Origin of the sequence: Stenotrophomonas sp. AS012628, assembly GCF_010608305.1 — a bacterium.
GTDB classification, from domain to species: Bacteria; Pseudomonadota; Gammaproteobacteria; order Xanthomonadales; family Xanthomonadaceae; genus Stenotrophomonas; species Stenotrophomonas geniculata.
Genome location: NZ_VMBJ01000017.1, coordinates 1 through 23,720, shown reverse-complemented (window position 1 = coordinate 23,720; position 23,720 = coordinate 1). Strand labels below are relative to the sequence as shown.

Annotated in this window: 21 protein-coding genes; 16 read left to right on the top strand and 5 right to left on the bottom strand. The window is 67.2% G+C overall.

The window, feature by feature from the left end; all coding sequences use genetic code 11:
• Positions 1 to 29: 29 nt before the first annotated feature.
• Genes G5A07_RS09820 through G5A07_RS09810 form a run of 3 tightly spaced genes read left to right on the top strand, consistent with a single transcriptional unit; the run spans position 30 to position 8,522 of the window.
• The gene (locus tag G5A07_RS09820) at positions 30 to 6,734 is read left to right on the top strand and encodes an Hpt domain-containing protein (protein WP_191863233.1); all 6,705 of its coding nucleotides are present in this window, start codon (positions 30 to 32) and stop codon (positions 6,732 to 6,734) included.
• Complete coding sequence (locus G5A07_RS09815; protein WP_191863232.1) at positions 6,721 to 8,061, top strand: chemotaxis protein CheB; 1,341 nt, start codon at positions 6,721 to 6,723, stop codon at positions 8,059 to 8,061. The genes G5A07_RS09820 and G5A07_RS09815 overlap by 14 nt, the downstream gene beginning before the upstream one ends.
• Positions 8,058 to 8,522: a chemotaxis protein CheW gene (locus G5A07_RS09810; protein ID WP_010482710.1), complete on the top strand. Its 465-nt coding sequence runs from the start codon at positions 8,058 to 8,060 to the stop codon at positions 8,520 to 8,522. The genes G5A07_RS09815 and G5A07_RS09810 overlap by 4 nt, the downstream gene beginning before the upstream one ends.
• Positions 8,523 to 8,626: 104 nt before the next feature.
• Here G5A07_RS09810 and G5A07_RS09805 read toward each other — a convergent pair whose 3' ends face one another.
• Positions 8,627 to 9,364, bottom strand: a complete 738-nt coding sequence (locus G5A07_RS09805) for a 16S rRNA (uracil(1498)-N(3))-methyltransferase (RefSeq protein WP_043399181.1) — start codon at positions 9,362 to 9,364, stop codon at positions 8,627 to 8,629.
• Positions 9,355 to 10,746: an adenosylmethionine--8-amino-7-oxononanoate transaminase gene (gene bioA / locus G5A07_RS09800; RefSeq protein WP_223107650.1), complete on the bottom strand. Its 1,392-nt coding sequence runs from the start codon at positions 10,744 to 10,746 to the stop codon at positions 9,355 to 9,357. Before bioA ends, G5A07_RS09805 begins: the two co-directional genes overlap by 10 nt.
• Positions 10,747 to 10,823: 77 nt before the next feature.
• On the opposite strand from bioA, the gene nudE reads away from it, so the two are divergent.
• The 9 genes from nudE (at position 10,824) to gcvH (ending at position 17,046) form a co-directional block, all read left to right on the top strand.
• On the top strand, positions 10,824 to 11,387 hold the full coding sequence (gene nudE / locus G5A07_RS09795; protein ID WP_010482713.1) for an ADP compounds hydrolase NudE: 564 nt from the start codon (positions 10,824 to 10,826) through the stop codon (positions 11,385 to 11,387).
• Positions 11,384 to 12,187, top strand: coding sequence for a 3'(2'),5'-bisphosphate nucleotidase CysQ (gene cysQ, locus G5A07_RS09790; protein WP_010482714.1), 804 nt, complete (start codon positions 11,384 to 11,386; stop codon positions 12,185 to 12,187). Before nudE ends, cysQ begins: the two co-directional genes overlap by 4 nt.
• A 13-nt stretch (positions 12,188 to 12,200) precedes the next feature.
• Positions 12,201 to 13,040: a nucleoside triphosphate pyrophosphohydrolase gene (gene mazG / locus G5A07_RS09785; RefSeq protein ID WP_019338695.1), complete on the top strand. Its 840-nt coding sequence runs from the start codon at positions 12,201 to 12,203 to the stop codon at positions 13,038 to 13,040.
• Positions 13,037 to 13,366 (top strand): YnfA family protein, encoded by a 330-nt coding sequence (locus G5A07_RS09780; protein WP_100446428.1) that lies wholly within the window; start codon positions 13,037 to 13,039, stop codon positions 13,364 to 13,366. The genes mazG and G5A07_RS09780 overlap by 4 nt, the downstream gene beginning before the upstream one ends.
• A 160-nt stretch (positions 13,367 to 13,526) precedes the next feature.
• Positions 13,527 to 13,829: a DUF962 domain-containing protein gene (locus G5A07_RS09775; protein ID WP_010482717.1), complete on the top strand. Its 303-nt coding sequence runs from the start codon at positions 13,527 to 13,529 to the stop codon at positions 13,827 to 13,829.
• Between the two features lie 66 nt (positions 13,830 to 13,895).
• Positions 13,896 to 14,855 carry an SPFH domain-containing protein gene (locus tag G5A07_RS09770; protein ID WP_191863230.1) on the top strand — a complete coding sequence of 320 codons (960 nt, stop codon included), beginning with the start codon at positions 13,896 to 13,898 and terminating at the stop codon, positions 14,853 to 14,855.
• 1 nt (position 14,856) lies between these two features.
• Positions 14,857 to 15,300, top strand: coding sequence for an NfeD family protein (locus G5A07_RS09765; protein WP_010482721.1), 444 nt, complete (start codon positions 14,857 to 14,859; stop codon positions 15,298 to 15,300).
• Between the two features lie 144 nt (positions 15,301 to 15,444).
• On the top strand, positions 15,445 to 16,557 hold the full coding sequence (gene gcvT / locus G5A07_RS09760; protein WP_010482722.1) for a glycine cleavage system aminomethyltransferase GcvT: 1,113 nt from the start codon (positions 15,445 to 15,447) through the stop codon (positions 16,555 to 16,557).
• A gap of 93 nt (positions 16,558 to 16,650) precedes the next feature.
• Positions 16,651 to 17,046: a glycine cleavage system protein GcvH gene (gcvH, locus tag G5A07_RS09755; protein WP_010482723.1), complete on the top strand. Its 396-nt coding sequence runs from the start codon at positions 16,651 to 16,653 to the stop codon at positions 17,044 to 17,046.
• Between the two features lie 292 nt (positions 17,047 to 17,338).
• On the opposite strand, the gene G5A07_RS09750 is transcribed toward gcvH, so the two are convergent.
• Entirely contained in the window at positions 17,339 to 17,710 is a 372-nt protein-coding gene (locus tag G5A07_RS09750) for a hypothetical protein (RefSeq protein ID WP_160317669.1), read from the bottom strand.
• Between the two features lie 111 nt (positions 17,711 to 17,821).
• Here G5A07_RS09750 and G5A07_RS09745 point away from each other — a divergent pair, with 111 nt between their 5' ends.
• On the top strand, positions 17,822 to 18,214 hold the full coding sequence (locus tag G5A07_RS09745; RefSeq protein ID WP_191863229.1) for a hypothetical protein: 393 nt from the start codon (positions 17,822 to 17,824) through the stop codon (positions 18,212 to 18,214).
• A 120-nt stretch (positions 18,215 to 18,334) separates the two neighbouring features.
• Here the strand turns inward: G5A07_RS09745 and G5A07_RS09740 are convergent, their stop codons facing one another.
• Positions 18,335 to 19,228 (bottom strand): LysR family transcriptional regulator, encoded by an 894-nt coding sequence (locus G5A07_RS09740; RefSeq protein ID WP_019338692.1) that lies wholly within the window; start codon positions 19,226 to 19,228, stop codon positions 18,335 to 18,337.
• 114 nt (positions 19,229 to 19,342) lie between these two features.
• Here G5A07_RS09740 and G5A07_RS09735 point away from each other — a divergent pair, with 114 nt between their 5' ends.
• Entirely contained in the window at positions 19,343 to 20,101 is a 759-nt protein-coding gene (locus tag G5A07_RS09735; protein WP_019338691.1) for an SDR family oxidoreductase, read from the top strand.
• A gap of 141 nt (positions 20,102 to 20,242) precedes the next feature.
• Here G5A07_RS09735 and G5A07_RS09730 read toward each other — a convergent pair whose 3' ends face one another.
• Positions 20,243 to 21,640, bottom strand: a complete 1,398-nt coding sequence (locus G5A07_RS09730) for a serine hydrolase domain-containing protein (RefSeq protein WP_019338690.1) — start codon at positions 21,638 to 21,640, stop codon at positions 20,243 to 20,245.
• Between the two features lie 287 nt (positions 21,641 to 21,927).
• Here G5A07_RS09730 and G5A07_RS09725 point away from each other — a divergent pair, with 287 nt between their 5' ends.
• Together G5A07_RS09725 and G5A07_RS09720 are read left to right on the top strand one after the other, a co-directional pair.
• Positions 21,928 to 23,256, top strand: a complete 1,329-nt coding sequence (locus G5A07_RS09725; RefSeq protein WP_191863228.1) for an MFS transporter — start codon at positions 21,928 to 21,930, stop codon at positions 23,254 to 23,256.
• 30 nt (positions 23,257 to 23,286) lie between these two features.
• On the top strand, positions 23,287 to 23,637 hold the full coding sequence (locus G5A07_RS09720) for a DUF1304 domain-containing protein (protein WP_019338688.1): 351 nt from the start codon (positions 23,287 to 23,289) through the stop codon (positions 23,635 to 23,637).
• Positions 23,638 to 23,720 lie beyond the last annotated feature (83 nt).

The following is a 23,720-nucleotide window of genomic DNA, read 5'->3' as shown; positions in this document are numbered from 1 at the left end:
TTCCGCGCGGCGGCGAACGGAGCGCGTCCATGAGCAGTCTGCGCGATGCGATGAGCCACGCAGCGCTGGGTTGGGTCAAGCCTGAGCTGGACGAGACCCTGCGCCAGGTGCGCAACGAGGTCGAGTACTACGCAGAAGACCCGGCCGATGCCAGCCGCATGCGCATCTGCGCCGGCTACCTGCACCAGGTGCAGGGCACCCTGCGCATGGTCGAACTGTATGCCCCGGCGATGGTGGCCGAGGAGCTTGAACAGCTGGCCAATGCCATCGGCGCCGGTGGTGTGGCAGATCGGGATGAAGCCTGCGCGACCCTGATGCGTGGCAGCGTGCTGCTGCCCGACTACCTGGAGCGCCTGCAGAACGGGCATCGCGACATCCCGATCGTGCTGATGCCACTGCTCAACGAAATCCGTGCCGCGCGTGGCGAAGAAGGGGTGCATGACAGCGTGCTGTTGGCATTCGCACCGGACAGCGTCACCGCCACCGAGGCCGAACTGGACCATGCCCGTGGCAGCCTGAGTGGACGCAATCGCGAACTGCTCGACACCGTCGGCAGTGCGGTGAAGGAAGAACTGCTGCGCATCAAGGATGCGCTGGACCTGCACCTGCGTACCGGCGGCGCGCCCGAACAGCTGCAGACCCAGGCCAACGAGCTCGGTGCGGTGGCCGATACGCTGGGCATGATGGGCCTGGGCGTTGCCCGCGGCGTGGTCGTGCAGCAGCGTGATGCACTGCGTGGCGTGGTCGAAGGGCGCCAGCAGATCGACGAGAACCTGCTGCTGGATATCGCCGGTGCACTGCTGTACGTGGATGCCTCGCTGGATGACCAGGTCGCCCATCTGGGCGCCGGCGGCAGTGGCGAGGACGATCCGAGCGCGGTGGAGAACCGGCGCACGGTAGAGGTGCTGGCGCATGAGGCCATCGCCAACTTCGCCGCCGCCCGCGAGCACTTCGTCGCTTTCATTGAAACCAGCTGGAACCATGCCGAGCTGCAGGACGTGCCGCGCCTGCTGGGGGATGTCTCCGGCGCGCTGCGCATGCTGGATCTGGGCACGGCTGCCGATTACCTGCGCGGTGTGCAGCAGTACATCGAAGCGGAGCTGATCGGTCGCCAGCGCGTGCCCAGTGGTCGTCAGCTGGACACCCTGGCCGATGCCATGGCCAGCCTGGAGTACTACCTCGAAGCACTGCGCGACCGCCGCCCGGGCCGCGAGGACATTCTCGACATCACCCGCAGCAGCCTTGAAGCGCTGCGCTACTGGCCGTTGCCGGATCGCAACACGGTGGAACCTGTTGCCGCCGCGCCGATTCCGTTCGCATCGCTGCTGATCGAACGCGAGCCGGTCGCGCTGCAGGCCGAGCCGTTGCAGCCGGAGCGCATCGAGATTCCGGTGCAGCCGGCCGCGCCCGCCGCCGGCACTGTGCCGGTGCCGCTGCCGGACTTTACCTTTGATCCGCCACCGGCCACGCCTGCACCGGAGGTGGTGGACAACAGCCTGATGTTCGGTGCGCTGGGGACCGTTGCATCCGCACCGCTGTCGCTGCAGGACGACGCAGATGCGCCCTTGGTCTTCGCCGCCTCCAGCGCGCCTGCACCCGACGTGCCGCAATGGGATCTCGCACCGTTCCATTCCGACTCCGATCCGGCCGCGAGTGCCGAAGATGAGCGCAGTCCGACCTTCGCCAGCTTCGAGCCGGTCAGTTTCGAACGGGTCGAAACCGGAGTGGGATCGGCGCCGCAGTGGACACTGTCGGAGGCAACGCCGCCGGCAGTGGCCGATGCGGCCGTGATGGCCGTCGAGGGCGACGTCGACGCGTCGGTGCCCTTCGACACCGCTGACTTTGCCGCGCCGGTGTTCGACCCGGTCGCTGCAGAGCACGATGCGGTTGCCGCCGGCGAGGACGTGGTATTCCGCTTCGACGCCGATGCGCTGGACAATGCCGACGACGTGCTGTCGCTGCACGCGATGGAGACGCTGTCGCTGGACGACGACGCCGGATTGCATCCGTCGCTGGAGATCGTCGATGCCGCCACGCCTCTGCGGGTAGACGAAAGCCCTGTGGTTGCCGGAGTGGACGCCGTTCCGGCGGGTGTGTCGGAGGACGTGCCCGCGCCGATGGCCGAGATGCTGGCGCCGGCCTCCGATGCACCGGCACCGGCGGTTTCGGTGATTGATATCGACACCATCGCACCCATCGATTTCAGCGAAGCCGACGCGCAGTTCTTTGCCGAGCTGAGCGCCGCGGCGGCCGACTTCAATCCGCAGGCCATGGCGGCTCCGCCCGCTGCGGACATCCCGGTCGTGGCTGGGACCGAGGCCGGCTTCGAGGCGGGCTTCGACGACGATGCCGAGAACATCGACGAGGACATCCGCGAGGTGTTCCTGGAAGAGTTCGACGACGAGCTCGCCAACCTTGGCACGCTGCTGCCGGCATGGCGTGTGCAGCTGGACAACATGGACCGGCTGCGGCCGATCCGGCGCATCTTCCACACCCTCAAGGGCAGTGGCCGCCTGGTGGGGGCGCGCACCCTGGGCGAGTTCGCCTGGAAGATCGAAGGCATGCTCAACCGCGTGCTTGATGGCAGCCGCCCGGCCACTCCGGCCGTGCTGGCGATGGTCGATAACGCACATGCCGCGCTGCCGCAGCTGAACGCCGCGCTGCGCCATGGCCAGCGCATCAGCGTGGACCTGCAGGCGATGCAGGCCATCGCCGATCGTGTCGGCGCCGGTGAGGAAACCTATTACGTGCCGCTGCCGGTAGCGGCCGCACCGGTGGCCGAGGCCGAAGGCGAGGACGAGATCAGCCGCATCCTGGCGGCCGAAGCCATCGCGTCGGTGCAGGACGAAGCCGAGCTGGTGCCCGAGGCCGTGGGCACGCCAGCCAACATCGACAGCGTGCTGCGCGAGATCCTCGAAGCCGAAGTGGAAGTCCACCAGGCCACCCTGCAGGATTGGCTGCGCTCGGCGCAGCAGGCACCGCAGCCGGTCAGCGACGCGCTGCTGCGCGCAGTGCACACCATGAACGGCGCCTTCGCGATGACCGAAGTGCCGGAAATCACGGCGGTCACCGGCGGTGCCGAGTCCTACATCAAGCGCGCGCTGGCCGCTGACGTGGTGCCTGGCGACGAAGGCGTTGCCGCACTGGATGCGACTGCGCAGGCGATCACCGCGACCATGGAGGCGCTGCAGGCCGAACAGCCGCGCATTGTTTCGCAGGGCGCGTTGGTGCAGCGGCTGCAGGCATTGGCCGGCGAGCTGCCGGAAGCACGCTGGCCGCTGTTCGCGCTGGAAGACGAGGATGAGGAGGGCGTCGAGCTGGCGGCTGATGTCGAGCCGGCATCCGAAGCCGAAGCGCCGCTGGCTGGGCTGGACGCGCTGGACGAAACCAGCATGCCGTCCGCTTTCGATGCGGAGCCCGATCTCATTGCCGAGCCGCAACTGCTTGCCGAAGATGCGCTGGAACCGGTTCCAGCTGCAGCCGAGCCGCAGCCGCTGGATGTCGCGGCCGACAGCGGCCTGGACGTGGGCGAGCTGACCGCCAGCGACGATCTTTCGCGTTACTTCGACGCCGGCTGGGCGTCGGTGCCAGGCGAAGATGAACCTGCCGTGGCGGACATCGGCACGATTGAATCGATCCAGCCGGTCGAGAGTGCGCCTGTTGTCGAAGTGGCCGACGTAGATGCCGTGCCCACGATCGCGACGGTCGAAGACGCTGATCTGACCATGGCCGACGATCTGTCGCCGTACCTCGACGCCAGTGCGCTGCCGGTGGATGACCGTGACGCGGAAGAGCTGCCGGTGTCTGCGGATGTTGACGCGATCGACCTGAATACGTCGCTGTCATTTGATTCGGGCCGTGGCGATGACCGCGTCATTGACGACGCTGCTGCACTGCCACTCGACAGCGAGCTGTCGAGCCTGCAGGATGAAATGGCTGTGCCGGGTTTTGCAGAACCGGTCACGCTGGCAGCCGCACTCGAGGCCGGCCTGCACGTGATCGAGGAAGAGCAGACCCTGGACGACGACGGGCAATGGCCCGTGATCGGCCTCCAGGCCAGCGAACTCGCGCCGGGCGAGGCAGATGCCTTTGCCGAGGATGCGGACGTCGGCGGGGAGGCGGCGGTCGGTGAAGGAGAGAGCGCCGATCAGCCGTCCCCGGCGACGGTGATTGAGGAGATCACCGCGGAGCCCCCGCAGGGCAGCGCTGCTGCGGTGCGCTTCTTCGAGATGGAAGAGGCGCCGGGCCAGGGCATGGTCGAAGCCGATGCCGATGCCGATGCCGACGCCGATGCCGAGATTACAGAGGCCGACGTCACGCCCCGTGCGCCGCACCTCGAGCAGGTGCCTGATGCGGCCGATGCCGAAGACGGCGCCGACGCACTTGACTTCAGCGTGTACGACCGCGAGCTGGTCGATATCTTTGTCGATGAAGGCAAGGACCTGCTCGACCACTGTGATGGCCTGATCAGCGAACTGCGCGATGCACCGCAGGATCGCGAGGTGCTGGCCGGCCTGCAGCGTGACCTGCACACCCTCAAGGGGGGCGCGCGCATGGCCGGCATCAACGCCATTGGCGATCTCGGCCACAGCATCGAATCGCTGCTGGAAGCCGTCGCCGCCGGTCGCACCGAGATCGAGCGCCGTGATGTGCAGCTGCTGGAGCGTGGCTTCGATCGCCTGCACCAGCTGCTGACCCGCACCGGTGATCATCGCGTGGTGGAACCGGCGCAGGACCTGGTCGACGCGTTCGAAGTGCGTACCACCACCGATATCGCTGCGGCAGCGGCGGCCAACGTGGCGAGCGTCGCAGAAACCGACTCGGCAGCGGTCACCAGCCCGGCTCCGGCACTCCTCGATGCGCCGTTGTCGGCACCGCTGCCGGCAGAAGGCGTGGTCGATGAAGATCCGCTGGCGCGTCCGCAGCAGGAGCAGGTGCGCGTGCGCGCCGACCTGCTCGACCGCCTGGTCAACCATGCCGGTGAAGTGGCGATCTACCGCTCGCGGCTTGAACAGCAGCTCGGTGCCTTCCGTGGTGCCATGGGCGAACTGGAGCGCACCAATGCGCGACTGCGCGACCAGCTGCGCCGACTCGACCTGGAAACCGAGGCGCAGATCGTCGCCCGCTACCAGCGCGAACAGGACCAGGCCGACCAGAAATTCGATCCGCTGGAACTGGACCGCTTCTCCACCCTGCAGCAGCTCAGCCGTGCGCTGAACGAGTCGGCGGCCGACCTGGGGGGCCTGCAGGGCGTGCTTGACGATCTGTCGCGCCAGTACGATTCGCTGCTGCAGCAGCAATCGCGCGTCAGCTCCGAGCTGCAGGATGGCCTGATGCGCGCGCGCATGGTGCCGTTCGACGGCCTGGTGCCGCGCCTGCGCCGCGTGGTCCGCCAGTCCGGCATGGATACCGGCAAGCAGGTCCATCTGACCCTGGAAGGTACCCACGGCGAACTGGACCGCAACGTCCTCGACCGCATGGTCGCGCCGCTGGAACACATGCTGCGCAACTCCGTGGCCCATGGCCTGGAGGCGCCGGAGCAGCGCCGCGCCGCCGGCAAGCCGGAGGAGGGCGAGATCGCCATCCGCCTGCACCGCGAAGGTTCGGAAATCGTGTTGGAAGTGGCCGATGACGGCGCCGGCCTGGACCGCGAAGCGATCCGCCGCCGCGCCATCGACCGCGGCCTGCTGGCCGCCGATGCGCAGCCGAACGAGCAGGAGCTGGACAACCTGATCTTCGCGTCCGGCTTCACCACCGCCGATCAGGTCAGCCAGCTGGCCGGCCGCGGCGTGGGCATGGACGTGGTGCGCAACGAAGTGCGCCAGCTCGGCGGTTCGGTCGACATCCAGTCGGTGCGGGGCCAGGGCGTGCGCTTCACCCTGCGCCTGCCGCAGACGCTGGCCGTCACCCAGGCGGTGTTCGTGCAGATCGGCGAAACCACCTTTGCGGTGCCGGTCGCCTCGGTCAGTGGCATCGGCCGCCTGTCGCGTGAGCGTTTCGAAGCGGCCGACAGCAGCTATCGCTACAGCGGCGAGGACTATCCGCTGTACGACCTCGGCAGCCTGGTCGGGCAGGCTCCGGCGCGTGCCGACGGCCAGGACCAGGTGCCGCTGCTGCTGGTCCGCGCCGGCGACCTGCGTGCCGCCGTGGCAATCGACCAGGTGCTGGGCAACCGCGAAATCGTGGTCAAGCCGGTCGGCCTGCAGATCGCATCGGTGCCGGGCATCTACGGCGCGACCATCACCGGCGATGGCCGTGTGGTGGTGATCCTGGACGTGGCGCCGCTGGTGCGCCGCTTCCTCGCCAATCCGACACTGCCGGTACTGGCCAATGCGCCGCGCCAGGAGCGCCAGGTGCCGCTGGTGATGGTGGTGGACGACTCCCTGACCATGCGCAAGGTCACCGGCCGCATCCTCGAACGCCACAATTTCGAGGTCAGCGTTGCCCGCGACGGCGTGGAGGCGCTGGAACGCCTGGAAGAGCGCGTGCCGGACCTGATGCTGCTGGATATCGAGATGCCGCGCATGGATGGCTACGAGCTGGCCACCGCGATGCGCGCCGACCCGCGCTACAAGGATGTGCCGATCGTGATGATCACCTCGCGCAGCGGCGACAAGCACCGCCAGCGCGCCTTCGAGATTGGTGTCCAGCGCTATCTGGGCAAGCCGTACCAGGAACTGGACCTGATGCGTAACGTGTACGACCTGCTGGGGATCGCCCGTGCCCGTGAGTGAAACCCAAACGGCTCCGGCCGTTGCCCTGCTGGCCCGCCCCGGCGCGGCGCGTGAGCGCCTGCGCGAGGCGTTGTCGCACGCCGATGTACAGCTGGTGCTGGAAGATGATCCCAATACGCTGGAGGTGCGGGTCCTGCAGGAGGCGCGCCCGCAGTTCGTGGTGATCGCGCTGGAGGCCGCCATTGAGGATGCATTGGAGCGCCTGGAAGCGGTGCTGTCCGCACCGGGCCTGACCCTGGTCTTCGACGAGGCCGAGCTGGCCGCACGTCGTGATGGCTGGGAGGCTCAGCGCTGGGGCCGTCATCTGGCCGCCAAGCTGCATGGCCACCAGCACGTGTTGCCGCCGGGGGCCGAAGAAGAACCCGGCCTGCAGCTGGAGCCGGGCCACCCGGCACCACCGCCGGCGCCGCAGGAAGAAGCGTTGCAGCCGCACCTGGACCAGGCATTGAGCTGGGCCGACGAGGTCCCTGCTGACAGCCTGTACTCGCCGCCCGCGCAGCTGCACGAACCGATCGCGCTGGAACAGGCGCTGGCGGCGTTGCAGCCGGTCGTGCCCGAGCCGCTGGAGCCGCCCGTACTGCCGTCGCTGGCAGATACCGCGCCCGCAGCAGCGCCCCTGCCGCCGGTCTCCTTCGACCACACCGCCTGGTCCCTGGTCGAAGACGGGGCCGATGCCCCGGCCGCCGCTCCGCACCACGCTGCAGTGGAGGCATCGCTGCCTTCCTTCGATACCGGTCATCTGAGCCTGGTCGACCTGGATGCCGCAGCGCCCGTGGGCGCACGCGCCGGATCGCTGCTGGTGCTGGCCGGCATCGGTGGCCCGGACGCGTTGCGTCGCCTGCTCGGCGCGCTGCCGTCTTCGCTGAGCGTGCCGGTCCTGGTGCACATGCGCCTGGATGGCGGACGCTACGGCAACCTGGTCAAGCAGATGGCACGCGTGTCGCCGTTGCCGGTGCAGCTGGCCGAAGCTGGCCAGCGTGCAACACCCGGTGAAGTGCACGTGCTGGCCGATGACATTGGCGTGCAGGCAGCCAGTGACGGCCTGCATTTCGTCAGCGACGCGCAAGGGATCTCGATTGCCGCGCTGCCGGCTGAGCACACCGCGCTGGTCCTGCTCAGCGGCGCCGACCTTGCGCTTGTGGGGCCGGCACTGGATCTGGCCGCCGCCGGTGCGTGGGTGGCCGGGCAGGTCGGCGAGGGCTGCTATGACCCTGCCGCGGCCACGGCGGTGGTCGCCGCTGGCATGGTGGCCGGTGAACCACAGGAACTGGCGCAGGCCATCGCCTCGCGCTGGGGCGTGGAAGACGATAACGGAGACGCACCATGAGCTATGCCAGCAATGACGAAATCCGCGGCGTCCTGATCCAGGCCGGCAACGAGCGCGTACTGCTGCCCAATGCCACCGTGGCCGAAATGATGTCGCGCGTGCCGGTGCAGCCGGTCTCCGATGCGCCGCGCTGGCTGGTTGGCGAAATCGGCTGGCACGGCTGGCAGGTGCCGCTGGTGTCGTTCGCACGCCTTTCGGGGCTGGGCGAAGAGGCGGTGGCCGGCCACAACAAAGTGGTGGTGCTGAAGGCCCTGAGCGGCAACGCGCAGCGCCCCTACTATGCGCTGCTGACGCAGAATTTCCCGCAGCTGATCTCGGTGCCGCGCGACGGCCTGCTGGCCGACGCCTCCGAAGAAACCCTGCCGCAGATCGTGCACATGCGCGTGCTGCTGGGTGAGCAGAGCGCGCTGCTGCCAAACCTGGATGCACTGGAAGCCGCGCTGGATTCACTGGCGGCCTGATGGGGAATCCGCCGGGCATGGCCCGGCGCTACCACAGGTGACCCGGATTCCCGGGGTAGCGCCGGGCCATGCCCGGCGAGCGCCGCGGTCACCGGACCTGCTCCTTATCCCAGATCGCCCAACCGCGCTTGCAGTGCCGCGATCGCGGCCAGGCCGGCGGTTTCCGTGCGCAGGATGCGCGGGCCCAGCTGCAGCCCCTGGAAGCCTGCCGCCGCCAGTTGATCGCGGTCGCGCGGCGACCAGCCGCCTTCCGGGCCGATCGCGATCACGATGCCGCCTGCCGGAGCGGCCGCCAGCGTCGACAGGCGATGTGCGCCCTGCGGGTCCAGCGTCAACCGCAGCGTATCCACTGGCAGTGCCGCCGCGGCCTGCGCCAGCGACAGCGGCGAACCCACCTGCGGGATGCGCGCGCGCCCGGACTGGCCGCAGGCCGAGGTCACCACGTTGTTCCAGTGCGCCACGCGCTTCTCCGCCCGAGCTGCATCAAGCTTCACCTCAGTGCGCTCGGCGTTGACCGGAATGATCGCCGCCACGCCCAGTTCGGTGGCCTTCTGCAGGATCAGGTCCATCTTCTCGCCGCGCGCGATGCCCTGCAGCAGAGTGATCGCCAGTGGCGATTCATTCTTGATGGCCTGCACGGCGTCGATGCGTACCTGCACCTCGCGTTTGCCGGCCACCGTCAGCGTCGCGCTGTAGTCGTGGCCATCGCCGTTGAACAGGACGCAGGTATCGCCTTCGCGCAGGCGCATCACCCGCACCAGGTGGTTGGCCGTCTCTTCCGGCAGGGTCACGGTCTGGCCGCTGTGCAGCGCCAGGTCGATGGGGCAGCGGGTCACGCGCATGCAATCGCCTCGTCAATCGCTGCCAGTGTGGTATGTGCCAGCAGCTCCAGTTGTTCGTCGTCCACGCAGTAGGGTGGCATCCAGTACAGCACGTCGCCCAGCGGGCGCAGCACCACGCCGCGCTTCAAGGCGGCCTTGTAGGCGTGCAGGCCCAGCCGCATGGCCGGGTCGAACGGCGTGCGCTTGTTACCGTCGCGCGACAGCTCGAAGGCCACCACCATGCCGGCCTGGCGCACGTCGGCCACGTGCGGATGGTCGTTGAACGGTGCCGCCAGCGTACCCATCACGGAAGCGATGCTGCGGTTGCGGGCGATCACATCGTCGTCGCGGAAGATGTCCAGCGTCGCCAGCGCGGCCGCGCAGGCCAGCGGGTTGCCGGTGTAGCTGTGCGAGTGCAGGAACGCGCGCTCGCGCGAGTCGTCAAGGAAGGCGTCGTACAGCGCCTGCGTGGCCAGCACCGCGGCCAGCGGCAGGAAGCCGCCGGTCAGGCCCTTGGACAGGCACATCAGGTCCGGCATCACCCCGGCCTGTTCGCAGGCGAACAGGGTGCCGGTGCGGCCGAAGCCGGTGGCGATCTCGTCGGCGATCATGAACGCGCCATGCGCATCACACAGTTCGCGCACGCGCTGCAGGTACACCGGATCGTGCATGCGCATGCCGCCGGCACACTGCAGGCGCGGTTCCAGGATCACCGCGCAGATCTCGCCCGGATGCTGGTCGAACAGGGTGGCCAGGCCATCGGCGGCCTGCCGTGCGCGATCTGCTGCACTCTGGCCGGGCTCGGCCAGGTAAGCGTCGGGCGAGGGCGCGAACAGCCCTTCGGCCAGCAGCGGCGCGTAGACACGGCGATACAGCGGGATGTCACCCAGCGCCAGCGCGCCCAGGGTCTCGCCGTGGTAGCCGTTCTCCAGTGCGATGAAACGCGTACGCCGCGATTCCCCACGGTTCTGGAAATACTGGAAGGCCATCTTCAGGGCCACTTCCACGCCGGCCGAACCGTTGTCGGCGTAGAACACCTTGGCCAGCGGCGCGCGGCCGGGCTGGCGCGGTGCCAGCGCCAGCAGGCGTTCGGCCAGGGTAATGGCCGGCTCATGGCCGAAGCCGGCCAGCATCACCTGTTCCAGCTGCGTCGCCTGGGCGGCGATGGCGCCACCGATGCGCGGTTCGGCATGGCCGAACAGGTTGGTCCACCAACTGCTGACCGCATCCAGATAGCGGTTGCCATCGTGGTCGATCAGCCAGGCACCTTCGCCACGGGCGATCGGCACCAGCGGCAGGGTGTCCGGATGCTCGCGCATCTGCGTGCAGGGGTGCCACAGCACCTGCAGGTCGCGCTGCCGCCAATGGTGGGCCAGCGGGGAGGGGGTTGGGTCTGCTAGCATTTCGGGCTCATGAACATGTTGCTGCCTGCACATTCTATCGGCCCCGGCGCAGGCGCCGGCCGCCGCGGAGATTCCGCATGAACGATGACCGTGCCGGCCGTCGCTTGCCGATCATCCATCGGATCACCGATGAGGAGAACGGTCCCTTCCAGCGCCAGCACCTGGACCTGGAGTTCTCCAACGGCGAACGCCGCCGCTTCGAGCGCCTGGTCAGCCGTGGCCATGGTGCGGTGGTGGTGGTGCCGATGCTCGACGACGAGACCGTGCTGCTGGTACGTGAATACGCCGCAGGCATGCACCGCTACGAACTGGGCCTGGTCAAGGGCCGGATCGATGCCGGCGAGACTCCCGAGCAGGCTGCGGACCGCGAACTGAAGGAAGAGGCCGGTTACGGTGCGCGCCGGGTCGACGTGCTGCGCGCAATGACCCTTGCCCCGACCTATATGAGCCACCAGTCGTGGCTGGTGGTGGCGCGCGACCTGTACCCGGAAAAGCTGGCCGGCGACGAGCCGGAAGAACTGGAAGTTGTCCCGTGGAAGCTGGCCGAGCTGGACCAGCTGATGCTGCGTGAGGACTTCTCCGAGGGACGCTCGCTGGCGGCGCTGTTCATCGCCCGCCAGTGGCTGCAGGGATTGCGATGATCAAACTGACCACGGACCTGCGCGAGACCGCCATCGCCATCGCCCAGGAAGCCGGACAGGCCATCATGCAGGTCTATGCCGATGGCTTCGAGGTGCAGATCAAGGACGACAACAGCCCGGTCACCAGTGCCGACCTGGCGGCCAACCAGGTCATTGAACAGGGCCTGCAGCAGCTGACCCCGGACCTGCCGATCCTGTCCGAGGAATCGGCGCAGGTGGGCTGGGAGCAGCGCCGCCACTGGGGGGCCTACTGGCTGGTCGACCCGCTCGACGGCACCCGCGAGTTCGTCAAGCGCAACGGCGAGTTCAGCGTCAACATCGCGTTGATCTACCAGGGCGCACCGGCTTTCGGCGTGGTGCTGGCCCCGGTCACCGGCATCGTCTGGCATGCCATGCGCGGCGAGTTGGCCTATCGCCGGCAGGGCCTGCACGACACCGTGCTGCGCACCCGTACACCGGCCACCGCACCGTTGCGGGTTGCCGCCAGCCGTTCGCACCGCTCACCGGAGACCGAGGCGCTGCTGGCGAGGATGGGCCGCATCGAGACCATCGCGCAGGGCTCGTCGCTGAAATTCTGCCGGATCGCCGAAGGTGGCCTGGATGTCTATCCGCGGCTGGGTCCGACCTCCGAATGGGATACCGCTGCCGGCCAGTGCGTGCTGCACGCCGCCGGGGGTGCGGTACTGTCGGCCGCGACCGGCAAGCCGTTCCGCTACAACCGCCGCGAGACCCTGTTGAACGGCGATTTCATTGCCCTTGGTGATACCAGCCTGCCATGGCGTGACTGGTTGTCCGATTGACCCTGGAGGCCGCATGAGCGCGCACGACACCCCCACCACCGGCAGCGCCGCAAGCAACGAACTGGAGCGCCTGCTGGCGATCATGGCGCGCCTGCGCGACCCGCAGGGCGGCTGCCCGTGGGACCTGGAGCAGAACTTCGCGACCATCGCGCCGTACACCATCGAGGAAGCCTACGAGGTGGCCGATGCGATCGACCGCGGCGACCTCGACGACCTGTGCGACGAGCTGGGCGACCTGTTGCTGCAGGTGGTGTTCCATGCGCGCATGGCCGAAGAGCAGGGCAGCTTCGCCTTCGCAGACGTGGCCCGCGCGATCAGCGACAAGATGCAGCGCCGCCACCCGCACGTGTTCGCCGAGGTCAGCGTCGATGATGCCGATGGGGTGATGCGCAACTGGGAGGCGATCAAGCGGGCCGAGCGCGCCGCCAAGGGCGAACAGGACACCTCCGCGCTGGCCGGCATCTCGCGCGGCCTGCCGGAATGGCAGCGGGCAGTGAAGCTGCAGTCGCGCGCGGCCAAGGTCGGCTTCGACTGGCCGGGCCCGTTGCCGGTGCTGGACAAGGCGGCCGAGGAACTGCAGGAGCTGCGCGAGGAGTTCGAGCGCGGCGATATCGCCGGCAACAAGGCGCGCCTGCAGGAAGAACTGGGCGACCTGCTGTTCGTCTGCGCCAACCTGGCGCGCCACGCCGATATCGATCTGGGTGCGGCGCTGCGCGGGGCCAACCACAAGTTCGAACGTCGCTTCCGTGCGATGGAAGCGCAGGCCGATGCGCAGGGTGGGGCGCTGGCTGCGATGGACCTGGAGGCGCAGGAAGCCCTCTGGCAGCACGCCAAGGCGGCGGAGAAAGCGTGAAGACGCTCGGCCTGTTCCTGCTGACCGCGCTGGCCGAGATCGTGGGCTGCTATCTGCCCTGGTTGTGGCTGCGCAAGGAAGGCAGCATCTGGCTTCTGCTGCCGGCGGCCGCCAGCCTGGCCCTGTTCGCCTGGCTGTTGACCCTGCATCCGACCGCCAGTGGTCGGGTCTATGCCGCCTACGGTGGCGTCTACATCGGCACCGCGCTGTTCTGGCTGTGGCTGGTCGATGGCATCCGTCCCAGCCGCTGGGACCTGTTCGGCGCCGCGCTGTGCTTGGCCGGCATGGCGGTGATCATGTTCGGGCCGCGCACCTCATCGGTGTAGGTCCGGGCAAGGCGGTTCTGTAGAGCCGAGCCCACGCTCGGCTGCTCTTCTTTCCGACCGCGCTGGCACGCGCAAGCCGAGCATGGTTCGGTGCTGCAAGGCAGCGCAGCGCCCCCCGAAAGGCGCATGATGGGCCTGACCATGGCCCCGGAGCATGCGCATGTCCCGCTTCGCCAGCTTCCGCGAGTTCTATCCGTTCTACCTCAGCGAGCACCGCCATCCGGTGTCGCGCCGGCTGCACTTCGTCGGCAGCTGCGGGGTGCTGCTGCTGGTTGCGGCGGCGATCCTGCGCGGCCAACCCATCCTTGTGCTGGCCGCCCTGTTCTGCGGTTACAGCTTCGCCTGGGTCGGCCATTTCTTTTTCGAGAAGAACCGCCCGGCCACCTTCCAGCACCCGCTGTACTCGTTCATGGGCGACTGGGTGATGTTCGCCGACATCCTGCGCGGGCGCGTGCCCTGGTAGCTCCGCTGTGAATGCGGCCTTCACGCGCTATGCTGGGGCCTGGACGTCATCGATAAGGAAAGCAAGATGTTCCCGACCATGTTCTTTACGGTGGTACTGGCCTTCGTGGCCGTGGTGATCCTGTTCAAGGCCGTACGGATGGTGCCCCAGGGCTACGAGTGGACCGTCGAGCGCTTCGGGCGCTACACGCATACCATGACCCCCGGCCTGCATTTCCTGATCCCGATCGTGTACGGGGTGGGGCGCAAGGTGAACATGATGGAGCAGGTGCTGGATGTGCCCAGCCAGGAAGTGATCACCAAGGACAACGCCGCCGTGCGCGTGGACGGCGTGGTGTTCTTCCAGGTACTGGATGCTGCCAAGGCCGCCTATGAGGTGGCCAACCTGGAAGTGGCGATGATCGCCCTGGTGCAGACCAACATCCGTACCGTGATCGGTTCGATGGACCTGGACGAATCGCTCAGCCAGCGCGAGGTGATCAATGCCCAGCTGCTGAGCGTGGTCGACCATGCCACCAATCCCTGGGGCGTGAAGGTCAACCGCATCGAGATCCGCGACATCCAGCCGCCGCGGGATCTGCTGGACGCGATGGCGCGGCAGATGAAGGCCGAGCGCGAAAAGCGCGCGCAGATCCTCGAGGCAGAGGGTTCACGCCAGTCGGAGATCCTGCGCGCCGATGGCGAGAAGCAGGCCACCGTGCTGGAGGCCGAAGGCCGTCGCGAAGCTGCGTTCCGCGACGCCGAGGCGCGTGAGCGCCTGGCCGAGGCCGAAGCGAAGGCAACCCAGATGGTGTCGGCGGCGATTGCCGAAGGCGACGTGCAGGCGATCAACTACTTCGTTGCCCAGAAATACGTGGAAGCGTTCAAGGAGCTGGCCAGCTCGCCGAACCAGAAGCTGGTGCTGATGCCGATGGAGGCCAGCGGTGTGATCGGTTCGATCGCCGGCGTGGCCGAGCTGGCCAAGCAGGCACTGGCCAGCCAGGACAACAAGGCCGCCGGCAAGCGGCCGCCGCCGCTCGGAGGCTGACATGCGCTGGGAAGTCGTCGGTTGGGGTGCGTTGGCGCTGCTGCTGTTCGCGGCAGAGGCGTTGGCACCTGGCGCGTTCATGCTGTGGATCGGCATCGGCGCAGCGGCGGTGTTCGTATTGGTTGCGGTGTTCAGTGACATTCCGCTGTTGTGGCAGGTGATCGCTTTCGTCCTGCTGAGTGTGGTCTCGATCCAGTGCTACCGGCGCTGGGGGCGGCCGCGGGCACGGCCCAGCGATGCGCCGTTGCTCAACCGCCGCGCCGAGCAGCTGGTCGGCCGGGAGGTGGTACTGCAGCAGGGCATCGTCGGTGGCCAGGGACGGGTCAGCATCGACGATGCGTCCTGGCAGGTGAGCGGTCCGGAGCTGCCTGCGGGTACGTGGGTGCGGGTGCGCAGCGTGCAGGGCACGGTGCTGGTGGTCGAGGACGCAGGCCGCCCCCTGTAGAGCCGAGCCCACGCTCGGCTCCCACACGAAGAGCAGCCGGGCATGGGCTCGGCTCTACAGCTCCGGCGCTGCGCTGCGGCACGCCTGTGGGCGACCGATCTGGGATAATGGGGATTCTTGTTTCCTCTGCTGCCGGACCCGGTCATGACCCAGAAGACGCTGCTCAACGATACCCACCGCGCCCTTGGCGCCAAGATGGTCGATTTCGGGGGTTGGGACATGCCCATCCACTACGGCTCGCAGCTGGACGAGCACCACCAGGTGCGTCGCGAGTCCGGTGTGTTCGACGTCAGCCACATGACGGTGGTCGACCTGCGCGGTGAGCAGGTCAAGCCGTTCCTGCGCCGCCTGCTGGCCAACTCGGTCGACAAGCTGAAGGTGACCGGCAAGGCGCTGTACTCGTGCATGCTGAACCCGCGCGGCGGCGTCATCGACGACCTGATCGTCTACTACCTGGGCGACGATTTCTTCCGCATGGTGGTCAATGCCTCCACCCGCGAGAAGGACCTGGCCTGGCTGCGCGAGCAGGCTGCGCCGTTCGGCGTCACCGTCGAGCAGCGCCCGGACCTGGCCATCCTGGCCGTGCAGGGACCGCAGGCGCGCGACATCGTGATCGGCCTGGCGCGTGACGCGGACCGTCAGGCGCTGACCAAGCTGGGCCGTTTCGCCGCCCTGCAGGTGCAGTCCGATGACGGCGTCGAACTGTTCGTCGCCCGTACCGGTTACACCGGCGAAGACGGTTTCGAGATCCTGCTGCCGCAGGACGCCGTGGTCGCGTTCTGGAACCGCCTGCTGGCGGCGGGCGTGAAGCCGGCCGGCCTCGGCGCACGCGACACGCTGCGCCTGGAAGCCGGCATGAACCTGTACGGCCAGGACATGGACGAAGAGATCAGCCCGTACGAAGCGGCGCTGGCCTGGACCGTGTCGCTGGACGAAGGCCGCGACTTCATCGGCCGCGACGTGCTGGAAGCGCAGAAGGCCGCGGGCACTGCACGCCAGATGATCGGCCTGGTGATGGACGAGAAGGGCGTGCTGCGCCACGGCCAGGCGGTGACCACCGCGGGCGGCCAGGGCGAGATCCTGTCCGGCACCTTCTCGCCGACCCTGGCCAAGGGCATCGCCTTCGCCCGCGTACCGGCCGGTGAACTCGGCGAGGTCACCGTCGACATCCGCGGCCGGCAGGTACCGGTACGCGTGGTCAAGTTCCCGTTCGTGCGCGAAGGCCAGGCCCAGCCCGGCGTGCTCGCCGACGCCTGATCCGAAACTGCCGATCGTCACTGACAGCAGTGGCGGCCGGTTGGTTACACTAGCCCCGTTTTTTCCACCCCTGCATATCTCTGGAGCAGTCCCATGAGCGAGATCCCCGGCGACCTCAAGTTCCTCAAGTCCCATGAGTGGGCCCGTGTCGAAGGCAATGGCCGTGTCACCGTCGGTATTTCCGACCACGCCCAAGGCCTGCTGGGTGACCTGGTCTACGTCGAACTGCCGGAAGTCGGTGCCGACGCAAAGGCTGGCGAGCAGATCGCCGTTGTCGAGTCGGTGAAGGCCGCCTCGGACGTCTACAGCCCGATCAGCGGCAAGGTCGTCGAGGTCAACTCGGCGCTGTCCGACAAGCCGGAAACCATCAATGAAGATGCCTACGGCGAAGGCTGGATGTTCGTGGTCGAACTGACCAACGCCGAAGAGCTCAACGAACTGCTGGATCCGGACGCGTATGCCGAAGCCCTGGAAAACGACGACCACTGAGTCGTCACTTCCGGGTTCTGGAACGGCCACCTTCGGGTGGCCGTTTTTGTTTTGGCGAGTGCGTCGGACTCATGACGGCGGGTTCGCTCTGCACCCTCGGCGTGGCATCAGCCGACAGACGAACGGTGCCGATCGGCGTGCGCAGTTTTGCGCAAATCCGCGTTTCCGCCCTGCGCCGAAGCGATCAGATGTGAAAACTTTTCGCCCCCCGTTGCGGCCCCGTTGTGCTGGCGTTGGCGACGGTACCGGTGACCATCGGCGATGCACGTGCGCTGTTGTCCAGAACATGTGCCTATCTGCGCAGAGTGCTTATTTCAAGTGTTTTTTGTTCAGAGAGCGCATCGACGTCGTCGCATGCGACGCGCGTGCGCGCCGCTTCAATGGTCGTTGCAGGGCGCGCACGGCGGTGGCGCGGGCGGCGTCCGGGCTGGCGCGGATGTGAAAATTTTTCGCGGGGGTTGTTGACAGTAAAAAAAACCGTGATTAGGTTTCGCCTCAGCAGACCTTGCCTGCCCAACCGAGTGCGCAGAATCAATCGTCCGATGCGAAGCAGCCCCTTCAAGACCACCGCGACCCTGATGACGGTGGACATGGCCCCGCTTCCCCCGGAGAAATGCAAGGCAACTCCCGTTCCGATGTCCGCTCCGCCGATCGAGGCGGGCATTGCCGCATCCGTAACGGCGCGCCTGACGCGCCGGCGGTCCCCGCACGCAGCATCCGCGGGTTTGATCCAACTGGGCGTTTCAACTCCCTATCACTGACGAGGAGCCATCCCATGGCAACCAAGAAAGCTGCGAAGAAGAAGCCCGCCGCCAAGAAAGCGGTGAAGAAGGTCGCGAAGAAGGCTGCTGCCAAGAAGGCAGTGAAGAAGGTCGCGAAGAAGGCGACCGCCAAGAAGGCAGTGAAGAAGGCTGCGAAGAAGGTCGCCAAGAAGGCCACTGCGAAGAAGGCAGTGAAGAAGGCGGCGAAGAAGGTAGCCAAGAAGTCCACTGCCAAGAAGGCCGTCAAGAAGACCGCCAAGAAGGCAGTAAAGAAGACCGCGAAGAAGGCCACCAAGAAGGCTGCCCCGAAGAAGGCAGCGAAGAAGGTTGCCAAGCGCAAGCCGGCCGCCCGCAAGAAGAAGGCCGCTCCGGTCGCTCTGCCGGCAACCCCGGCGCCGCTGATCTAAGTACTTCCCGATAGCCGCATCCTGAAACCCCCTTCCCTGGCTGCCCAGCGGGGAGGGGGTTTTTTTATGGAGCGGTTTGTAGCGTCGGGCCATGCCCGACGGCTTTTCTGACGGTCGACGCTAGCGGTGCGGCGCCGGTGGAAAGCGCTCCACCAGGAAGTCCAGGAAGCTGCGCAGGCGGGTCGAGTGGTAGCGATCGTGGGCGTAGACCACGTGCATCGGCCGACCGGTCTGGCCATGCTCCGGGAACAGCTGCACCAGGCGTCCGGCGTCGACGTCGGCAGCCAGCAGCAGTGCCGACTGCAGCACGATGCCCAGCCCATGCAGCGCCGCCGTGCGCAGTGCTTCGCCGTTGTTGATCTGCAGCCGGCCGTCGGGCACACGCTCAAGCCCGCCAGCATCGACCTGCAGCCACTGCGCCAGTGCGCTGGGTTCGAAGGACAGGCATTGGTGCCGGGCAAGCGCCTGCAGGTCGGAGGGCGTACCGTGCCGGGCGAGGTATCCGGGCGATGCGCACATCATCAAGCGATACGGTGCCAGCGCACGCGCCACCAGCATGCTGCTGTCGGCCAGCGTGCCGATGCGCAGCGCCGCTTCGAAACCCTCCTCGGCGAGGTCGACCACGCGGTCGGTCAGCGTGGCTTCGACCCGGACCTCCGGATGGCGCGCCATGTACTCGGCCAGTGCCGGTACCAGCGCATGCGTGCCGAAGATCACCGGCGCACTGATGCGCAGCGTACCCGCCGGTGCCAGCTGCTGGTGCTGCGCCTGCGCATCGGTTTCTTCCACCAGGCGCAGGATCTCCCGGCAGCGGGTGTAGTAGTCCTCGCCGAAGGGCGTCATATGCTGGCGCCGGGTGGTACGGCTCAACAACTGCATGCCCAACCGTGCCTCCAATGCGCGCAGATGCTTGCCGACCATCGTCGCGGAGATATCCATCGCCGCCGCCGCTGCACTGAGGCTGCCCTTGTCCACGATCAGCACGTAGACTTGCATGCTTTCCAGCAGGTTCATCTGACACTCCGGGTGTTGAATGCTGAAACCTGCGCGGAGTTTATCAATCAGGGGTGATCAAACAGCATGTCGTGCAAGGGCTGGATTGGCCGGCCACGTGGACAGGAGAACACCATGGACTTGAATCTTGCAGGCCGTACCGCATTGGTCACGGGGGCGGGCAGTGGCATCGGTGCCGCCGTCGCCAGGCATCTGGCGGCCCAGGGCGTGCGCGTCGCCATCACGTCGCGGCAGCGCGCGCCCCTGCAGGCGCTGGCGGCGCGGATCGAAGCCGAAGGCGGCGCGGCACCGGTCATCGTGGTCGGCGATGTCACCGTCGCCGACGACGTCCGGTCCATCGCGGAGGCATCCCGGGAGGCATTGCAGCGCGTGGACATCCTGGTCAATGCCGCAGGGGGCTCCCGGCCGACCACGGCGGATGCCGATGACAAGGTCTGGGAGGAAGCGATCGCCCTGAACTTCTCCGCCGCACGACGGCTGACCCAGGCGCTGTTGCCCGGCATGCAGGCGCAGGCATGGGGGCGGGTGATCAATTTCAGCGGTTCGATGGAGCCACGTTCGGTGAATGCCGCCACCGCGGCGAAGGCGGCGCTGCATCTGTGGAGCAAGGGGTTGTCGTCGGAGGTGGCCGGGCAGGGGATTACGGTGAATGCGATTGCACCGGGGCGCATCAACAGCCCGCAGATTCTTGATCGCCTGCATCCCACCGAGGAAAGCCGGCGCGAGTTCATTGCACGCAACATTCCGATCGGGCGCTTCGGCGAGCCGGACGAAGTGGCGCCGCTGGTGGCCTTCCTGGCTTCGCCGCTGGCCGGCTACATCACCGGTGCGGTGATTCCGGTGGATGGCGGCATGCACTACTTCGCGCATTAGCGCTGCGGAGCTGTAGAGCCGAGCCCATGCTCGGCTGCCTCGCGCCAGAATTCCGCTCAGCCGAGCACGGCTCGGCTCTACACAACAACAAAAAGGGCAGCCCTCAGGCCGCCCTTCATGTTTACGGTCGAGCCCGCCTGATCAGCGCGGGGACGCCACCGCGCGGTTGCTCGAGGCACCCTTGCCCTTGCGCTTGTCCTGCTGCGCCGGGCTTGCGCCCTCGGCCATCAGGTTGTCGCTGCCGAAGTCGGTGTCCACATCCAGCCAGCGCTGCGTCGGCAGGCCGAGCGCGGAATCGAGCACGGTCGGCAGCAGGCCGCTGGGCAGGCCGCTTTCGCCGTTCCACATGATGGCGATGCCGAGATCGCGCTCCGGCACCAGCGCGACCAGGCCACGATAGCCCTGCACGGCACCGGCATGGAACACCACATCGTGGCCGGCATAGTCGAAGGTGCGCCAGCCCAGTGCGTAGCCGGCCGAATGCAGGCGCTCGCGTCGCCAGCCCGAACGCATCTCCCCGGGGGTGTTGATCAGGCTGGAGTGCAGGGTGGCCAGCAGCGGTGCCGGCAGCACGTCCGGGCGGTGGCCGGTGTGGGCCAGCAGCCATTGCGCCATATCGCTGGCGCTGGCGTTGACGCCGGCCGCCGGGGCGACGCGGTAGTAGGTCGGCTTCGGTGTCAGCGACACCCAGCCATTGCGGCTGCGCACGTGCGGACGCGCCCAGCGCGAGCTGGCCTGGATGCCGGCCAGGCCGAGGCTGGCATCGTTCATGCCCAGCGGCTTGAAGATGCGGCGCTCGACCGACTGCTCGTAGAAACTGCCGGAGGCCGCGTAGACGACATCGCCGATCAGGCTGAAGGCCACGTTCTGGTAGGCGTAGCAGTCGCCCGGCAGGCACTTCAGGCTGGTGTTGGCCAGCTTCTGGGTCAGTGAGTAGTACTCGGCGTTGCCTTCGATGTCGCGGTCGTAGGCGTTGTAGGGCAGGCCGACGCGATGGCTGAGCACGTCGGCCACGGTCAGGCGATCGGTCGCTTCCGGCGAGTTCAGGCGGAAGCCCGGCACATAGTCGGTGACCTTGCTGTCCCAGCGCAGCGTGCCGTCGTTGACCAGCAGGCCGGCCATGGTGCCGGCGAAGGCCTTGGACAGCGAGGCCAGGCGGAACACGGTGTGGGCATCGACCGGCAGCGGGTTGTTGACGTCGGTAACGCCATAGCCGCGCGCGCTGAGGATGCGCCCGCCCTGCACGATGGCCACCGCCATGCCCGGCACGCGCTCGCCATAGGTAAGCTGCTGCGCCATCGATTCGATATTGGCCACGTTGAAGCCGGCCGCCGGCAGCTGCACCTGCGGCACCAGGCCGGTGCGGTAGGCGGCGGGCTGCGTGTGGGCGACGGCGGTGGCGGCGGATTCGATGTTGGCCGGCATCGGCGGCAATGGCGGCGGGGTCTGCGCGGTGGTGGACAAGGCAACGGGCATCAACATGCCCAGCAAACCGGTGGCCGCCGAACGGATCGGACGACGCAGGCTGTTCTTTTTCATCGTGGAGACCCGTGCGCGACTGCTGATGGCGATTCTAGCGCCGCTTTTCCCTTGTGCACAAACAAAGCGAAGATGAATGCGCATCTCGTTGAAAAAGTTGGAATTTTGACGCCCTGAAAGCATGTGTCGGAACGTGTCGTATGGGTGGGGCCGTGACACTGCGTTGCAGCCTTCTGCGTGGCTGCTGCTGGCGATGTTGCAGTGCATTGGCTAACGTACGCGCTTCACCGCCCCCCGGAGCCTGCCATGCCGCTGTCCAACCGCCGTCTTCTGGCGAGGGACGCCGCGTGAGCGCGGTGAAGGGCAAGGGGCCGCTGCGTGGGCTGACGGCGGCACTGCGTGAGTCGCCGGCGCTGTGGTGGTCGTTCCTGTACTTCTTCTGCCTGCTCAGTGGCTACTACGTGCTGCGCCCGGTGCGTGAGGCGATGGCTGCCTCGGCTGACCTGGAGACCGTGTTTCCGCCGATGCTGATCGCCTGGTTTGCCAGCCATGGCATCGCGCTGAAGGACTTTGTCCTGCAGTTCCTGTTCTCCTGCGTGTTCGTGATCATGCTGGTACTGCAGCCGGTGTACGGCTGGCTGGTCAGCCGCTTCCCGCGGCGGGTGTTCCTGCCGGCGGTGTATGGGTTCTTCATCGTCACTCTGCTGGGCTTCTACGTACTGTTCGATAGCGGTGTGCCAGGCCGCGGGATGGCGTTCTTTTTCTGGATCACCGTCTTCAACCTGTTCGCGGTGGCGGTGTTCTGGAGCTTCATGGCCGATGTGTTTTCCAACGCGCAGGCACGTGCCTTCTACGGTTACATCGGCGCGGCCGGCACCATCGGGGCCTTCCTTGGTCCGGTCATCACCAGTGCGCTGGTGCAGCGCGTGGGCATTGCCAATCTGATGCTGGTCTCGGCAGGCTTTCTCGCCATCTGCCTGTTGAGCATCTGGCGGCTGCGGCACTGGGCGGTGCTGCGTGAGCAGGAGCAGCAGCTGGTATCCGGCGAGCAGCCGATGGGCGGCAGCGTGCTGGACGGCCTGAAACTGATCGTGCGTGAGCCGTTGCTGCGCTGGCTGGCGATCATGGTGGTTTTCGGTGTGGGCGTGGGCACCCTGCTGTACAACCAGCAGGCCAGTATCGTGCGTGCAGCGTTCAACGATGCAGGCGCTGCCACGGCCTTCTTCTCGCGTATCGATCTGGCGGTGAACGCACTGGCGCTGCTGATGCAGCTGGGCCTGACCCGCTGGCTGCTGTCGCGCCACGGCATCGCGCCGGCCCTGTTGATCCCTGGCTTTGCGATCCTGATCGGCTTCTCGGTGCTTGCCGTTTCACCCATGCCGTTGATGGTGGCCGTGGTGCAGGTGATGACCCGCGCCAGCGAGTTCGCATTGGCCAAGCCGGCACGTGAAACCATCTATACCCGCGTGGACCGGCAGTGGCGTTACAAGGCCGGCGCGGCCATCGATACGGTGGTGTACCGCGGCGCGGACCTGAGCTTTGCGTGGGTGCACAAGGGCTTGTCGCTGTTTGGTTCACATGTGGTGTTCATCGGTGGCGTGGTGGTTGCCGCGTGCATGACCGCCGCCGCGTTTGGTGTACTGCGCGAAGAAAAAAAGCTGCCGCGCGACCGCTGATCCCGTCCAGTCATTTCGAGGAGAGAAACCATGTCGCTGATCGCGCTGCTGCTGACCGTGCTGGTCGCGGTGCTGCACCTGTACTTCCTGGTGCTGGAGATGTTCCTGTGGACCCGTCCGCTGGGCTTGAAGACGTTCCGCAACACGCCGGAGAAGGCGGAGACCACGCGCGTGCTGGCGGCCAACCAGGGCCTGTACAACGGCTTCCTGGCGGCGGGCATCGTGGTGGGGCTGGTGATCAATCAGCCGGTGCTGGTGACGTTCTCGCTGGCCTGCGTGGTGGTGGCCGGGTGCTATGGCGCCTACAGCGTGAGCCGCCGCATTTTCATGATCCAGGCGGTGCCTGCGATCCTGGCGTTGGTGTTTCGCGCGGTAGCGTAGTTTCCAGCCAACGGCGCAGCCCCTCGTGGGTTGCTCGCGTAGAGCTTGTCATGGGGTTGGCCGGGCGGGTTGGGTTCGCGGGG

Bases quoted from the DNA above. Each gene is read 5' to 3' on its own strand.
- nudE (WP_010482713.1), top strand. From the start codon at position 10,824: ATGAACGATGACCGTGCCGGCCGTCGCTTGCCGATCATCCATCGGATC.
- mazG (WP_019338695.1), top strand. From the start codon at position 12,201: ATGAGCGCGCACGACACCCCCACCACCGGCAGCGCCGCAAGCAACGAA.
- bioA (WP_223107650.1), bottom strand. From the start codon at position 10,746: ATGCTAGCAGACCCAACCCCCTCCCCGCTGGCCCACCATTGGCGGCAG.
- gcvH (WP_010482723.1), top strand. From the start codon at position 16,651: ATGAGCGAGATCCCCGGCGACCTCAAGTTCCTCAAGTCCCATGAGTGG.
- G5A07_RS09750 (WP_160317669.1), bottom strand. From the start codon at position 17,710: ATGCCCGCCTCGATCGGCGGAGCGGACATCGGAACGGGAGTTGCCTTG.
- G5A07_RS09770 (WP_191863230.1), top strand. From the start codon at position 13,896: ATGTTCCCGACCATGTTCTTTACGGTGGTACTGGCCTTCGTGGCCGTG.
- gcvT (WP_010482722.1), top strand. From the start codon at position 15,445: ATGACCCAGAAGACGCTGCTCAACGATACCCACCGCGCCCTTGGCGCC.
- G5A07_RS09775 (WP_010482717.1), top strand. From the start codon at position 13,527: ATGTCCCGCTTCGCCAGCTTCCGCGAGTTCTATCCGTTCTACCTCAGC.
- G5A07_RS09740 (WP_019338692.1), bottom strand. From the start codon at position 19,228: ATGAACCTGCTGGAAAGCATGCAAGTCTACGTGCTGATCGTGGACAAG.
- G5A07_RS09720 (WP_019338688.1), top strand. From the start codon at position 23,287: ATGTCGCTGATCGCGCTGCTGCTGACCGTGCTGGTCGCGGTGCTGCAC.
- G5A07_RS09765 (WP_010482721.1), top strand. From the start codon at position 14,857: ATGCGCTGGGAAGTCGTCGGTTGGGGTGCGTTGGCGCTGCTGCTGTTC.
- G5A07_RS09820 (WP_191863233.1), top strand. From the start codon at position 30: ATGAGCAGTCTGCGCGATGCGATGAGCCACGCAGCGCTGGGTTGGGTC.
- G5A07_RS09745 (WP_191863229.1), top strand. From the start codon at position 17,822: ATGGCAACCAAGAAAGCTGCGAAGAAGAAGCCCGCCGCCAAGAAAGCG.
- G5A07_RS09735 (WP_019338691.1), top strand. From the start codon at position 19,343: ATGGACTTGAATCTTGCAGGCCGTACCGCATTGGTCACGGGGGCGGGC.
- G5A07_RS09805 (WP_043399181.1), bottom strand. From the start codon at position 9,364: ATGCGCGTGACCCGCTGCCCCATCGACCTGGCGCTGCACAGCGGCCAG.
- cysQ (WP_010482714.1), top strand. From the start codon at position 11,384: ATGATCAAACTGACCACGGACCTGCGCGAGACCGCCATCGCCATCGCC.
- G5A07_RS09730 (WP_019338690.1), bottom strand. From the start codon at position 21,640: ATGAAAAAGAACAGCCTGCGTCGTCCGATCCGTTCGGCGGCCACCGGT.
- G5A07_RS09810 (WP_010482710.1), top strand. From the start codon at position 8,058: ATGAGCTATGCCAGCAATGACGAAATCCGCGGCGTCCTGATCCAGGCC.